This window comes from Tepidamorphus gemmatus (assembly GCF_004346195.1).
GTDB classification, from domain to species: Bacteria; Pseudomonadota; Alphaproteobacteria; order Rhizobiales; family Tepidamorphaceae; genus Tepidamorphus; species Tepidamorphus gemmatus.
On sequence record NZ_SMAK01000001.1, the window covers coordinates 515664 to 528332 of the forward strand.

Genomic DNA, 12669 nt, shown 5'->3' on the forward strand with positions numbered 1-12669 from the left:
GTTAAAAGCACGTTAACGGAAATTGTCCACAACATGTGGCAGATGGCGATCAGGCCACGATATATTGGCCACATGCTGCGATTCGACTTCGCACCGCGACGATCCGCTCCGAGGGCCGCCCGACGGGCCGCCCGGTCTGCTCCGATCGACCCGCTTCGCACCCCGGCCGGCTCTAGCCGGCCCGTTTCGTTTCATTGGCCGTTCCGGGACCGGTCGGCCATTTTCGCGCTCCCAGACAGCGAGGTACGGACATGACCTTCGTCGTCGAACTGCAACATGAGCGGCAGATAAATCCGGTCGACACCATCGAGCAGATTGCCGCGGTGAACGACTGGGCTTTCGATCGCTCGGGCGATCACGAGATCACAATTTCCGTTACCGGGTCGTGGACGGACTACCATATCTCGTTCACCTGGATGGACGATCTCGAAGCCCTGCATCTGGCCTGCGCCTTCGATCTGAAGGTGCCGGACCCGCGCCGCCGCGAGGTGGTCGAGCTCATCTCCCGCATCAACGAGCAGATGTGGCTCGGCCATTTCGACCTGTGGGCGCAGGAGGGGGTGGTGATCTTCCGCCACGCGCTGCTGCTGGTCGGAGCCGAGACCAGCGCCCGGCAGTGCGAGGCGCTGCTGGATGCGGCGGTGGAGAGCTGCGAACGCTACTTCCAGGCCTTTCAGTTCGTGGTCTGGGCCGGCAAGTCCGCCGCCGAGGCGATCGAGTCGGCCTTGTTCGAGACGGCCGGTCAGGCATGACGCTCAAGACTGTGGGGCCCGTCTTGCTCGTCGGCGCGGGCAAGATGGGCGGCGCCATGCTGTCGGGCTGGCTCGATCGCGGCCTGCCCGGCGAGCGCATCATCGTGCGTGATCCCGCGCCCGGACCCGAGATCGCCGCGCTGATCGCCAAGCACGGCATCCGGACAGCGATCGGCGAGCCGCCCGCGATCGTGGTGCTCGCCGTGAAGCCGCAGATCATGGACGTGGTGCTGGCCGGCATTGCGGCCGACATTCCGGCCGGCGCACTGGTCGTTTCGGTTGCCGCCGGAAAGACCCTCGCCGGCATTGCCCGCCATCTGACGCCCGGCACGCCGATCGTGCGGACTATCCCCAACACGCCGGCGGCGATCGGCCGCGGCATCACCGTGTGTGTCGCTGGCCCGGGCGTCAGCGCGCGGCAGCGGGCCGAGGCCACCGCGCTGCTCGAGGCCGGCGGCGAGGTCGCCTGGATCGACGATGAGGGCCTGATGGACGCGGTGACGGCCGTGTCCGGTTCCGGACCCGCCTATGTGTTCCTGCTCGCCGAATGCCTCGCGGCGGCAGGGGCGGAGCAGGGGATACCGCCCGATCTCGCGGCCCGGCTTGCCCGCGTCACCGTATCGGGGGCCGGTGAACTCCTACACCGCTCCGACCTCGATCCGGCAACCTTGCGTCACAACGTCACCTCGCCCGGCGGGACGACGGCCGCAGCGCTGGACATCCTGATGGGCGAGGGCGGCCTCGGGCGGCTGATGCGCGAGGCCGTCGCCGCGGCGACGCGCCGCGGGCGGGAACTGGCCGGCTGATCCGGGCGATATTGCTCTGCCGCGCGCGAGGCCTATCTTTCTCCCCGTTGGAGGTGACCCATGGCGCGCAAGACGAGCAGGACCGACAAGCCCGCGGATCTGACCGAGCGCATTGTCGACGCCGCCCTGACACTGGCTGCGACACGCCCCTGGCAAGAGGTGCGGCTGTCCGACATTGCGGCCGAGGCGGATGTGAGTCTTGCCGATCTGCGCGAACGGTTCGACGGCAAGCTCGACATTCTTGCCGCCTTCAGCCGGCGGATAGACCGCGAGGTTCTGGAGCGGCTCGATCCCGACCTGGCGCAGGAGCCGGTGCGCGAGCGACTGTTCGATGTGCTGATGGCCCGGTTCGACGCCCTGCAGCCGTATCGCGCCGCCGTCGCCTCGATCGTGCGCAGCTTCGAGGCGCGTCCCGGCGACCTGCTGATGTGGAACCGCGTGGCGGTGCGGTCGATGGTCTGGATGCTGGAGGCCGCGGGGATCGACACGTCCAGCCGACTCGGCGCGATCGGCGCCCAGGGAATGGTCGGGGTCTATGGCCGTACGCTCAGGGTCTGGCTGACGGACGATGATCCCGGCATGGCGCGCACCATGGTCGAACTCGACCGCAGACTCACCGAAGGCGGACGCTGGATGAGGCGGATCGAACGGCTATGCAGCCTGGCAGAGGCGTTCGGCCGCCTGCGCAAGGCACGCCGCTCGCGCTTTCGGGGACGGCGCGAGGGCTATGGCGAGCCGGACGCGGAGATGGCCGGATCCGGCATCTGACGTTGCCCGCTTCCCGGTTGCATGCTAACCGGCCTGTACTACCGGGAGAGACGGACATCATGACTACGGCGCCGCAGACCATCACCTTCGACGATTTTCTGAGGGTGGACGTGCGCGTCGGTACGATCATCGGCGTCGAGCCGTTTCCGGAAGCGCGCAAGCCCGCCTTCAAGCTTCGGATCGACTTCGGGCCGGAGATCGGCGTCAAGAAGTCCTCGGCCCAGATCACCAGGCGCTATGCTCCCGAGGCGCTGGTCGGCCGGCAGGTCGCCGCCGTCGTCAATTTCCCACCGCGCCAGATCGGCAAGTTCATGTCGGAAGTGCTGACGCTCGGCTTCCCGGACGAGGATGGCGAGGTCGTGCTGGTGCAGCCGGAGCGCCCGGTGCCGAACGGCGGCCGGCTGTTCTGATCCGAATCCTCCCGTCATCCCGCCAACGGCCGGAGCGGCTGTTCGGGTTTGGCAGGGCAGAGCGGAAGGGGGGCAACGCGTGCCGATCCCCTGGCGCCGCCCCTGGCTGCGACCGGGACGACGCGGCAAGGTGACTTTGATGGCTACTGCGCCGGCGCAGCGGAGGGCATCGCCTGCGGACGGGAGCGGCGCCACCCGGGCAGGAACCACGAGGCGGCGAACACCGCGGACATGGCGCAGGCCATTGCCAGGAACAGCGCGTCGGATGAGCCGGTGCGCCCATGCAGCCAGGCAATCAGCGGCACCACGCCGGAGCTGACCCCCAGCGCCAGCAGGAACTGGATCGAATAGGCCCGCGAACGCCAGTTCGCCGCGACGTAATGGCCGATCAGCCAGGCGCTGACCGGCACCTCGCCGAACATGGCGATCATCAGCGGCACCGCCATGACCACCGTGAGCGCCCCGTCGACCTGCCACAGCACGGCGAGAAGCACCGCCTGCAGCCCGGTCAGGGTGAACATGATCGGCTTGGCGCCGATACGGTCGAGCAGCCGGCCGACCGGGATCTGGGTGAAAGCTGCCAGCGCGAAGACCAGCGACACCCAGGCGCCGATGCCGGCGAGTCCGACATCGGACGACAGCCGCTCCTCGAACAGCTTCGGCATGGCGATGGTAACGCCCTGAAAGGCGAGCCCACCCATCAGCGAGGCGACGGCAACGACGGCGAGGACGCGGATCTGGTCCATCCGTGAAGCGTGGACGAAGGTGGAGCCGCGCCCCGCGCCGCCCGTCGCCCGGCTGCCGAGCCCGGTCGCGAGATAGCCGAGGCCGACCACCAGCGTCACCACGCCGGGAACCAGAAACGCCGCCCGCCAGCCGAGCCAGGCAGTGAGCGCGCCGGTGGCGAGCGCTGCGGCCGCCACGCCCATGTTGCCCCATACGCCGTTGACGCCGAGCGCACGCCCGGTCTTCACCGCATGGCGGACGATCAGCGCCGTGCCGACCGGATGGTAGATCGACGCGAAGACGCCGATGCACGCCAGACCTGCGGCCAGCGAGAGCGGTCCCGGAGCGAAGGCGGTGGCGATCGACGACAGGGCGATGCCGATGAAGAATACGGCCATCATCTTCTCGCCGCCCCAGCGGTCGCCGAGCCAGCCGGATACGGGCGTCGCCAGCGCGAAGGCCGCGAAGGCAGGCGTGCCCAGCGCCAGCGCCTCGGCATAGCTCATCTCCCAGGCCGGATGGATGGCCAGCACGGCGGTTGGGAAGATCAGCAGGAAATAGTGGTCGAGGAAATGGGCGACGTTGATGAAGATCAGCGAAGTGGGCATTCCGATCGTCCGCATTTCCTCGACTCCGGTCCGCTCGCCGCGACCGTCTGGATGCACATTATGCCAACCACATCCGGCGTTCTTGCGCAAAGCGGCCCGATATTGTCGAGTATGTGCCATGAGCATGTCGGCAGCCGATGTGACAGTCCCGATCGACACGCTGTCGGTGAATCATCGCGCCGGCCATCGCATCCATCTGCATGCGCACGACCAGGCGCAGCTGATCTTCGGCCGCTCCGGCGTGATGCGCGTCACTGCCGCGAACGGGCTGTGGGTGGTGCCGCCGGCGCGCGCGCTGTGGGTGCCGGGGCGCACGCCGCACGCCATCCAGTGCCGCACGGCCGTCGAGATGCGCACGGTCTACCTGCCGCGCGGCATCGACATGCCCTTCGCCGGGCGTTGCGCCGTCATCGAAGTGAGCCCGCTGTTGCGCGAGGTGGTCCTCAGGCTTGTGGAAGGCCCTGTCACGGAGACCGCGCGCGGGCATCTGGTGGCGTTGCTTCTGGGCGAGCTGCGCGCCAGGGCGGAGGTGCCGCTCAGCCTTGCCGAGCCGCGCGATGCGCGCCTGCGCCGCGTCACCGAGGCGCTCGCCGCCGACCCGGCCGACGGGCGCAGCCTCGACGACTGGGCGGAAGTCGCCAGTATGGCCCGCCGAACCTTCGCCCGCCGCTTCCTTGCCGAGACCGGCCTCTCCTTCGGCGCCTGGCGCCGGCGCCTCAGGATGCTCGGCGCCATCGAGCGGTTGGCAGCTGGCGAGGCGGTGACCACGGTGGCGCTCGATGCCGGTTACGACAGCCTCAGCGCCTTCATCCATGCCTTCCGGCGCACGATGGGCGTCACCCCGGGGGCGTATTTCGCGGATTGACAGGCGCCAGTCCGGGCAATGTGTCGGGCGCCAACCAGCGTGGCACGATCCACAGGCAGACAATCATGCCGAACAGTTCGACCAGCGACTGGACGACGATGACGATGGTCGCGGTCTGCCAGCGCGGCGCCAGCGCCAGTGCGAGCGGTAGCACGACGAAGGAGTTGCGGGTGCCGAGGCTGAAGATCAGCGCGCGGGCAGCAGGGGCCGTCAGGCGCGCGATGCGCCCGAGCGCCGCGCCGGCGAGCGTCGCGACCACCAGGAAGGCTGCGAACAGGCCGGCGACGCCCCACAGCACCGACAGTGCGTCGAGCACGACATGGACCTGGGAGGCCGCGATCAGGAACACCACGAGCCCGAGCAGCGGCACGGGGAGCCATGCGGTCTCAGCGATGATCCGCTGCCGCCCGGCGCGGCGCTCGGCCCATCGCTGCATCGCCGAGGCGACGAGGAGCGGCAGCACGATCAGAATGACGAACACCGTGGCGATCCGCCCGGCCGTCAGCAGCTCGAGGAACGAATCGCCAAGGAACAGCCACAGATAGAACGGCAGGACTGCGATCTGCACGATAAGGTTCACCGGTGTCACGGCGATAGCCCGGCGCGTGTCGCCGCCGCTCAGATGCGTGAAGGTGATGTACCAGTCGGTGCAGGGCGCCAGCAGCACCATCGCGATGCCGAGTCGGATGGCCGCATCCCCCGGCGCGATCGCCAGAAGCCCCCAGACGAGGACGGGCACCAGCAGGAAGTTGCCGGCCAGCACCGCCGCCATGAACCGCCGGTCGCGCAATGCCCCGGACAGACGTGTCAGCGGCACCTGGGTGAAGGTTGCATAGAGCAGCACCCCCAGCGCCGGCCACACCAGCGCCTCGAAGGCCGGCGCCGCAGCGGGGAATAGCCCCCCGATCGCCAGACCGGCAAGGATCGCGGCAAGATAGACAAGGACCTGATGGCGTTCGAGCCCGGCGCGGGTCATGGGGAGTATCACCCCTAAACCGGCACCCGGACCGTTGCCCTCAATCCCCCTGTCGAGCTGTCGGACAGGCTCACGTCGCCGCCATGGCTGCGGACGATGTCGCGGGCGATCGCGAGGCCGAGGCCGGTGCCGCCGCGGTCCTGGTTGCGGGAATCGTCGAGGCGGTAGAAGGGGCGGAACACCTCTTCGCGCAGGTCCTCCGGGATGCCCGGGCCGTCGTCCTCGACGATGACCGTCAGCCACCTGTCGCCGCGCACGCCGGAAATGCGCACGGTCTTGCCGTAGCGGCAGGCATTGTCGACGAGGTTGGCAAGGCAGCGCTTGAAGGCGTTGGCACGCAGTGTCACGACAGGATCGCCGGAGAACGAGGCGGTGGCGGTATGGCCCGACCGTTCAGCCTCGAAGCGCAGCGTCTCGAGCAGCGCAGCCATGTCGACCGGCTGCGGCTGCTCGCCGCTGTCGCCGCGGGCGAACGCCATGTAGTCCTCGAGCATACGCTGCATCTCGTCGACATCGGCCGTCATCATTTCGATCTCGGGCGAATCGCCGAGCAGGGCGAGTTCCAGCCTGAATCGCGTGAGGATGGTTCTCAGATCGTGGCTGACGCCGGCGAGCATGGTCGTGCGCTGCTCGATCTGCCGTTCGATGCGCCGCTTCATCTCGAGGAAGGCATGCGCCGCCTGCCGCACCTCGCGGGCGCCGCGCGGCTGGAAATCGGGGACGTCGCGGCCCTTGCCGAAGGAGTCGGCGGCCTCGGCGAGCCGCGTGATCGGCTTGATCTGGTTGCGCAGGAAGGCGACGGCGACCGCCAGCAGCACGAGCGAGGTGCCCACCATCCAGACGATGAAGATGTGCGAATTCGACGCATAGGCCTGGCTGCGGCGGGCGAAGACGCGCAGCACCGCGTCGTCAAGCTTGATGCGGATCTCGACGAGGTTGGAGCGGCCGACCGTGTCGATCCAGAACGGCCGGGCGATCTGGCGGGTGATCTCCTCGCTGAGTGTCCTGTCGAGCAGGGAAAAGAACGGCTTCGGCCCGGCGGGCGGCAGCGGGTCGGGCGGCAGGAAGGAGATGCCGAGGCCGAAGTTCTCCGCCGCGATGCGGACCAATGTCTGGCGCTCCTCATCCTGCGGATAGCTCTCGTAGACGTCGATCAGCGCGGCGATCTCCTGAGTCACGGCCTCCGACAGACGCGCGGTGACCTGGTTCCAGTGTCGCTCCATGAACACGAAGGCGACGACCGCCTGCAGCAGGACGACCGGCACCAGGATGATCAGCAGTGAGCGGGCGAACAGTCCCTTCGGCATCCAGTTGCCGACGAATCGCCAGAACCTGCGCCAGATGTCGCGGCCGATGCGGGCGGGCAGGGCGAAATCAGCGATGGAGGCCATCGCGCGGGCGCCGCTAGTCCACCTGGAGCCGGTAGCCGATGCCGCGGACGGTCTGCAGGTGCAGCGGATTGGCGGGATCGACCTCGATCTTGCGGCGCAGGCGGTTGATCTGGACGTCGACCGCCCGCTCGCTGCCGTTGGCGCCGGTGGCAAGTTCCCGACGCGACACGGTCTCGCCGGGGCGACCGGCGAAGATGCGCAGAAGTTCCCGTTCGCGTTCGGTGAGGCGAATGATCTCTTCGCCAGACTTCAGCTCGCCGCGGGCGATGTGGAATTCGAACGGGCCGAAGGTGACCGCGCGGTCGCCGCTCTCCCCGCCGCGCTGGCGCCGCAGGATCGAGTTGATCCTCAGCAGCAGCTCGCGCGGCTCGAACGGCTTCGGCAGGTAGTCGTCGACGCCCGTCTCCAGTCCGCGGATGCGGTCTTGCGGATCGGCGCGGGCGGTCAGCATCAGGATCGGCACCTGACTGGTGCGGCGCAGTGCGGCGGCGAAATCCATGCCGGACTCGCCCGGCATCATCACGTCCAGCACGATGAGGTCGAAGGCGAGGCCGGCCATGCGGCGGCGCGCCTCGGCGGCCGTTTCGGCCGTGGTGACGCGGTAGCCATTCTCGACGAGGTAACGCGACAGCAGCGTGCGGATACGCCGGTCGTCGTCGACGACGAGGAGATGTGGCGCTGCGTCGTCGAGACGGATTTCGGTCGCGCGCGGCGACCGCTTGGTCGCGGCGGGCGACATGGCGGGTTCAGCGTTCATCGAGAGTCCTCCCCGAACTGCCCTGGCCCCCCTTGAGAAGTGCAGCGACCGCAGCCCGTTCGCGCGGATCGACCACTGCCATCAGGAAGCGCTTGGCGGCTGCCGCATCGTCGGGCCCGGTGGCCGCGATGGCGTCGGCGAAGCGCTGGAACTGGGGTCGCGCCAGCCTGAGTGCCAGGGCGTTGCCGGCTTCGGTGGCATAGAGCAGGCGCTGGCGGCGATCGGACGGACCCTCGCGCTGGACGATGTAGCCTTCGTCGATCAGCTGCTTCAGTACCCGGCCGAGGCTCTGCTTGGTGATCTTCAGGATGTCGAGCAGGTCCGCCACCTTCAGGCCGGGATTGCGGCTGACGAAATGCAGCACGCGATGGTGGGCGCGCCCGAAGCCGATCTCGGCGAGGATCGCGTCCGGATCGCTGATGAAGTCGCGATAGGCGAAGAACAGAAGCTCCACCAGATCGTAGTGCTGGGCCGGCTGTGAGCCCGCCGGCCGTGTTGCAGCCGGCCGCTCCGACGCCGGACTCTCCACCGACTGCTCGAAATTTACGTCAGCCATATTGACATATTTTTTTGCGATTGTTACGGGTAAGCCACCGCACGCGAAACAATTGAACGCGACGGTCGCCTGAGCGACTATCGAGCCGGGCGGCAGCCACATGAGCGACATCCGCCGTCCTTTCGTCCTGCAAGGCGGAAGATAGCGACAGTCGCTGGAACAAGCAAAGCCTGCGCTGGGCGAGCGCATGACGTTCCGCCCGGACGCCGGCGCGCCAAGGAGCATCACATGTCTTCGCTGACCTTCGACAATCGGCCGGGTGTCATCTGGTATGACGGCGAGATGGTTCCCTGGGCGGACGCCAAGCTGCACGTGCTGAGCCATGGCCTGCATTATGGCAGCGGCGTGTTCGAGGGCGAGCGGGCCTATGGCGGGGTGGTGTTCAAGCTCGACGAGCATACGCGGCGGCTGCACGAGTCCGCGCGCATCCTCGATTTCGAGATCCCCTATAGTGTCGAGGAGATCAACGCGGCCTGCAACGCGCTGCTCGCCGAGCAGGGGCTGAAGGATGCCTATGTGCGGCCGATCGCCTGGCGGGGCAGCGAGATGATGGGCGTGTCGGCCCAGCACAATCGCATCCATCTGGCGATCGCGGTGTGGGAGTGGCCCTCCTACTTCGATCCGGCACAGCGGCTCAAGGGAATTCGTCTCGACATCGCCGAGTACCGACGCCCCGATCCGCGGACCGCGCCGTGCAAGTCGAAGGCGACGGGCCTCTACATGATCTGCACGATCTCCAAGCATGCGGCCGAGCGGAAGGGCTACGCCGATGCGCTGATGTTCGACTGGCGCGGCTATGTGGCCGAGGCGACCGGTGCCAACGTGTTCTTCGTGAAGGACGGCGTGCTGCACACACCGACGCCCGACTGCTTCCTCGACGGCATCACCCGGCGCACCGTGATCGAGCTCTCCCGCCGCCGCGGCTACGAGCTGGTCGAGCGGCACATCAAGGCCGAGGAATTGTCCACCTTCTCCGAGTGCTTCATATGCGGCACCGCCGCCGAGGTGACGCCCGTCTCCGAGATCGGCCCGCATCGGTTCACGCCCGGCGAGATCACGTTCAACCTGATGAACGATTATCTCGCCGAGGTGCAGCCGAAGTCGGCCGCCCACAAGCAGATGGCCGCCGCGATCGGCTGATCCCGTCCGTCTCGCGGCTCGCCGATCGCCGGGCTGCGTCATCCCGGCGCGCCGCAGACGGCGCGGGCGAGATGACGGCTGGTCAGGTGGCTCACTGCGCCTGACGTGCATGGTGGGGCCGGAACAGGCGGCCGCGCTCCGTCGCCACCACGGTGACGAGGGCGAGGCCGCCGAGGACGAGATAACCCCACAGCAGCGGGACGACCGTGCCGTCGTAGAGATGGCCGACATACCACCCGAATATCGCCGCGCCCGCCGTCGTGACGCAGCCGACGAAGGAGGCGGCGGTGCCGGCGACCTGGCCGAGTGGCTCCATCGCCATGGCATTGAAGTTCGGCATCATGATGCCGAAGCAGAACAGGTTGCCGGCGAGGAATGCCGAGAAGGCCCAGACCGACGGCGCTCCGTCGAGCATCGACACATACGCCAGATGGGCGATGGAGATGAGCACATAGGCGATCGCGGCGGCATGCGAGAGCGGCCGCATGCCGACGCGGCCGACGAGACTGCCGTTCAGAATGGCTGCGACGGCGAGCGCGATCGCAATCATGCCGAAGAACACGGCGAACAGGTCGCCAGTTTCGAAGATCCCGACGAAGATCTGCTGCGCGGAATTGATGTAGCCAAGCAGCGCGCCGAACACGAGCGTGGCGGCGACGGTGTAGCCGAGCGTCGGGCGCGACGCGACCGTCAGTTTCAGCGCCTTGGCGATCCAGTTGATCGAGAGCGGCTCGCGCAGCTCCTCCGGCCGGGTCTCGGGCAGACGCACCTGCATCCAGATCGCGATCAGCATCCCGAAGGCGAGAATGGCGAGGAAGATCAGATGCCAGTCGCCGAACAGCAGGATGCCGCTGCCCATCGCCGGCGCCAGCACCGGCAGCAGCACGAAGACGATCATGACGAACGACATCACGCGGGCCATGTCGCGCCCGCCGAAGCGGTCGCGCACCACGGCGATGCCGACGACACGCGGCGAGGCCAGGCCGATGCCCTGCAGCGCGCGCAGCGCGAGGAGGCCGGCGAAACTGTCGATCAGGACGGTGCCGAGCGAGGCGAGGACGAAGATGACGAGTCCGATCATCAGCACGGGCTTGCGCCCGTAGCGATCCGACAGCGGGCCGTAGATCGGCTGGCCGGCGGCGAACCCCAGCATGTAGGCAGTGACGACGAGCTGGCGGTCGTTGGGATCGGCGATGGAGAAGGCCGCGTCAATTGCCGGCAGCGCCGGCAGCATGATGTCGACCGACAGGGCATTCAGTGCCATCAGCATCGCGATGATGGCGACAAACTCCGTCTTGGACAGCGACGGACCGGCCAGTGCCGGACTGTGACGTGATGCCATGGCGAGGATCTCTCGGGGCCGCGACGCGAGGGGCGGGACACGGCGAACTAGGTCGGGACCGACTCAAGTCCAGATTGACGGCCCGTTCAACCGCACCCGTGCATGGCTGCCGTGCGCCTATTCGCTGGCAGCACGGGGGAGTCACCAGCGGGCCGCTGCCGCGTCGTCCGCGTCCTTCGCCTCGACCCAAGCGCCGGCCGTGCCATCGGCAAATATCTCGCGTTTCCAGAACGGAGCGCGGGTCTTGAGCCAGTCCATCAGAAACTCGGCGGCCGCGAACGCGGCGGCGCGGTGGGCCGAGGCAGTGACGACCAGCACGATGTCCTCGCCCGCAGCGATGCGGCCGAAGCGGTGGATGGCCGTCGCGCCGAGGATCGGCCAGCGTGCCGCCGCCTCGGCAGCGACGCGGCCGATCTCGGCCTCGGCCATACCCGGATAGTGTTCGAGCTCGAGGCCGGCCAGTCGTCCGCCGTCGGCGCGGCATATGCCGGTGAAGGAGACCACGGCGCCGACATCGGCAAGCCGGGACAGATGACAAATCTCCGTCGCCTGGTCGAACGGCTCGCGCTGGACCCGGACGGCGATCTTGGCAGGCGCGGCGGCCATCTCGGGCGCTCAGCCGCCGGTCATCGGCGGAAAGAAGGCGATCTCGCGTGCGCCGGCGATCGGGGCGGTCAGCGGGGCATGGGTGCGGTCGATCGCCGCGCGCACCACGGCGGGATCGGCGAAGGCATGTTCGAACTCCTCGCCGCGTTGGCGCAGCCACGCGACGAGATCGCCCAGCGTCGTCACGTCGGCGGGCAGCTCGACGTCCTCCTCGGCGCGGCCGGTACGTTCGCGGATCCAGGCGAAGTAGAGCAGTTTCAAAGCCTTCCCCAAACCCTCCCGGGGCCGGCTCATTCCTCCATGGCGTGGCGGATGCCGGCGCGGAAATAGTCCCAGCCAGTATAAAGGGTAAGAATCGCCGATATCCAGAGCAGCGACAACCCGACCAGAGAGACGCCCGGCACGATCGCATCGCCCGCCGGGCCCGCCAGCAGGAACCCGATGGCGACCATCTGCAGCGTCGTCTTCCACTTGGCCAGTGTCGTCACCGGCACCGAGACCCTGAGCTCGGCGAGAAACTCGCGCAGGCCCGAGACCAGCACCTCGCGGCACAGGATGATGACGGCCGCAAGCAGCGACCAGCCGCCAATCGTGCCCGCGGAAACCAGCATCATCAGCGAGGCGGCGACCAGGAGCTTGTCCGCGATCGGATCGAGCATCCGCCCCAGCGCCGACTGCTGATGCCAGGCGCGGGCGAGGTAGCCGTCGAGGAAGTCGGTGATCGAGGCGGCGAGGAAGATCGCAAGCGCCAGCCAGTTCGACCAGTAGCCCTCGGCATAGAAGCAGGCCACAAGTGCCGGCACCGCGAGGATGCGGCCGTAGGTCAGCAGGTTCGGCACGGCCAGGGCATGGCCGCGCGCCGGGCTGGTCGAAGTCGTCATGCCGTCAGTGACCATGCCGGCCCCCGTCGCGTCAATCGCCGCGTACCACTCTATGCGTGCGGGATGAAGGAAATTTTGCGCGGCA

The 12669-nt window shown here is 68.1% G+C and carries 15 protein-coding genes; 6 read left to right on the forward strand and 9 right to left on the reverse strand.

Features of this window, described 5'->3' with window-relative positions:
- Positions 1–251 precede the first annotated feature (251 nt).
- From EDC22_RS02425 to EDC22_RS02440, 4 genes are read left to right on the forward strand one after another with little or no spacing between them, the layout of a single operon-like run.
- Positions 252–752, forward strand: a complete 501-nt coding sequence (locus EDC22_RS02425) for a type III secretion system chaperone family protein (RefSeq protein WP_132804992.1) — start codon at positions 252–254, stop codon at positions 750–752.
- Positions 749–1558, forward strand: coding sequence for a pyrroline-5-carboxylate reductase (gene proC, locus EDC22_RS02430; protein ID WP_132804993.1), 810 nt, complete (start codon positions 749–751; stop codon positions 1556–1558). The genes EDC22_RS02425 and proC overlap by 4 nt, the downstream gene beginning before the upstream one ends.
- A 60-nt stretch (positions 1559–1618) precedes the next feature.
- Entirely contained in the window at positions 1619–2326 is a 708-nt protein-coding gene (locus EDC22_RS02435) for a TetR/AcrR family transcriptional regulator (protein WP_132804994.1), read from the forward strand.
- 59 nt (positions 2327–2385) lie between these two features.
- A complete protein-coding gene (locus EDC22_RS02440) occupies positions 2386–2736 on the forward strand; it encodes a tRNA-binding protein (protein ID WP_132804995.1) in 351 nt (116 codons plus the stop codon).
- 143 nt (positions 2737–2879) lie between these two features.
- Here EDC22_RS02440 and EDC22_RS02445 read toward each other — a convergent pair whose 3' ends face one another.
- Entirely contained in the window at positions 2880–4070 is a 1191-nt protein-coding gene (locus EDC22_RS02445) for an MFS transporter (protein ID WP_165926756.1), read from the reverse strand.
- 118 nt (positions 4071–4188) lie between these two features.
- Between EDC22_RS02445 and EDC22_RS02450 the strand changes: the two genes are divergently transcribed.
- Positions 4189–4935 (forward strand): AraC family transcriptional regulator, encoded by a 747-nt coding sequence (locus EDC22_RS02450; RefSeq protein WP_165926757.1) that lies wholly within the window; start codon positions 4189–4191, stop codon positions 4933–4935.
- Here the strand turns inward: EDC22_RS02450 and EDC22_RS02455 are convergent.
- Genes EDC22_RS02455 through EDC22_RS02470 form a run of 4 tightly spaced genes read right to left on the reverse strand, consistent with a single transcriptional unit; the run spans position 4907 to position 8615 of the window.
- On the reverse strand, positions 4907–5911 hold the full coding sequence (locus EDC22_RS02455; RefSeq protein WP_132804998.1) for an arsenic resistance protein: 1005 nt from the start codon (positions 5909–5911) through the stop codon (positions 4907–4909). The two genes, EDC22_RS02450 and EDC22_RS02455, sit on opposite strands and share 29 nt — an antisense overlap.
- A gap of 14 nt (positions 5912–5925) precedes the next feature.
- The gene (locus EDC22_RS02460) at positions 5926–7302 is read right to left on the reverse strand and encodes an ATP-binding protein (protein ID WP_132804999.1); all 1377 of its coding nucleotides are present in this window, start codon (positions 7300–7302) and stop codon (positions 5926–5928) included.
- 13 nt (positions 7303–7315) lie between these two features.
- A complete protein-coding gene (locus EDC22_RS02465) occupies positions 7316–8041 on the reverse strand; it encodes a response regulator (protein WP_425385502.1) in 726 nt (241 codons plus the stop codon).
- Between the two features lie 7 nt (positions 8042–8048).
- Positions 8049–8615 carry a MarR family winged helix-turn-helix transcriptional regulator gene (locus EDC22_RS02470; protein WP_132805001.1) on the reverse strand — a complete coding sequence of 189 codons (567 nt, stop codon included), beginning with the start codon at positions 8613–8615 and terminating at the stop codon, positions 8049–8051.
- Between the two features lie 228 nt (positions 8616–8843).
- On the opposite strand from EDC22_RS02470, the gene EDC22_RS02475 reads away from it, so the two are divergent.
- A complete protein-coding gene (locus EDC22_RS02475; protein ID WP_132805002.1) occupies positions 8844–9755 on the forward strand; it encodes a branched-chain amino acid aminotransferase in 912 nt (303 codons plus the stop codon).
- A 91-nt stretch (positions 9756–9846) separates the two neighbouring features.
- On the opposite strand, the gene EDC22_RS02480 is transcribed toward EDC22_RS02475, so the two are convergent.
- From EDC22_RS02480 to pgsA, 4 genes are all read right to left on the reverse strand, one after another.
- Complete coding sequence (locus EDC22_RS02480; protein ID WP_132805003.1) at positions 9847–11097, reverse strand: multidrug effflux MFS transporter; 1251 nt, start codon at positions 11095–11097, stop codon at positions 9847–9849.
- A 141-nt stretch (positions 11098–11238) separates the two neighbouring features.
- Positions 11239–11703 (reverse strand): molybdenum cofactor biosynthesis protein MoaE, encoded by a 465-nt coding sequence (locus EDC22_RS02485; RefSeq protein WP_132805004.1) that lies wholly within the window; start codon positions 11701–11703, stop codon positions 11239–11241.
- Between the two features lie 9 nt (positions 11704–11712).
- Complete coding sequence (gene moaD / locus EDC22_RS02490; protein ID WP_132805005.1) at positions 11713–11964, reverse strand: molybdopterin converting factor subunit 1; 252 nt, start codon at positions 11962–11964, stop codon at positions 11713–11715.
- A gap of 29 nt (positions 11965–11993) precedes the next feature.
- On the reverse strand, positions 11994–12584 hold the full coding sequence (gene pgsA / locus EDC22_RS02495) for a CDP-diacylglycerol--glycerol-3-phosphate 3-phosphatidyltransferase (RefSeq protein WP_132805006.1): 591 nt from the start codon (positions 12582–12584) through the stop codon (positions 11994–11996).
- Between the last annotated feature and the right edge of the window lie 85 nt (positions 12585–12669).

Bases quoted from the DNA above. Each gene is read 5' to 3' on its own strand.
- EDC22_RS02480 (WP_132805003.1), bottom strand. From the start codon at position 11,097: ATGGCATCACGTCACAGTCCGGCACTGGCCGGTCCGTCGCTGTCCAAG.
- proC (WP_132804993.1), top strand. From the start codon at position 749: ATGACGCTCAAGACTGTGGGGCCCGTCTTGCTCGTCGGCGCGGGCAAG.
- EDC22_RS02455 (WP_132804998.1), bottom strand. From the start codon at position 5,911: ATGACCCGCGCCGGGCTCGAACGCCATCAGGTCCTTGTCTATCTTGCC.
- EDC22_RS02460 (WP_132804999.1), bottom strand. From the start codon at position 7,302: ATGGCCTCCATCGCTGATTTCGCCCTGCCCGCCCGCATCGGCCGCGAC.
- EDC22_RS02445 (WP_165926756.1), bottom strand. From the start codon at position 4,070: ATGCCCACTTCGCTGATCTTCATCAACGTCGCCCATTTCCTCGACCAC.
- EDC22_RS02435 (WP_132804994.1), top strand. From the start codon at position 1,619: ATGGCGCGCAAGACGAGCAGGACCGACAAGCCCGCGGATCTGACCGAG.
- pgsA (WP_132805006.1), bottom strand. From the start codon at position 12,584: ATGACGACTTCGACCAGCCCGGCGCGCGGCCATGCCCTGGCCGTGCCG.
- EDC22_RS02485 (WP_132805004.1), bottom strand. From the start codon at position 11,703: ATGGCCGCCGCGCCTGCCAAGATCGCCGTCCGGGTCCAGCGCGAGCCG.
- EDC22_RS02425 (WP_132804992.1), top strand. From the start codon at position 252: ATGACCTTCGTCGTCGAACTGCAACATGAGCGGCAGATAAATCCGGTC.
- EDC22_RS02440 (WP_132804995.1), top strand. From the start codon at position 2,386: ATGACTACGGCGCCGCAGACCATCACCTTCGACGATTTTCTGAGGGTG.
- EDC22_RS02470 (WP_132805001.1), bottom strand. From the start codon at position 8,615: ATGGCTGACGTAAATTTCGAGCAGTCGGTGGAGAGTCCGGCGTCGGAG.
- EDC22_RS02450 (WP_165926757.1), top strand. From the start codon at position 4,189: ATGAGCATGTCGGCAGCCGATGTGACAGTCCCGATCGACACGCTGTCG.
- EDC22_RS02475 (WP_132805002.1), top strand. From the start codon at position 8,844: ATGTCTTCGCTGACCTTCGACAATCGGCCGGGTGTCATCTGGTATGAC.
- EDC22_RS02465 (WP_425385502.1), bottom strand. From the start codon at position 8,041: ATGTCGCCCGCCGCGACCAAGCGGTCGCCGCGCGCGACCGAAATCCGT.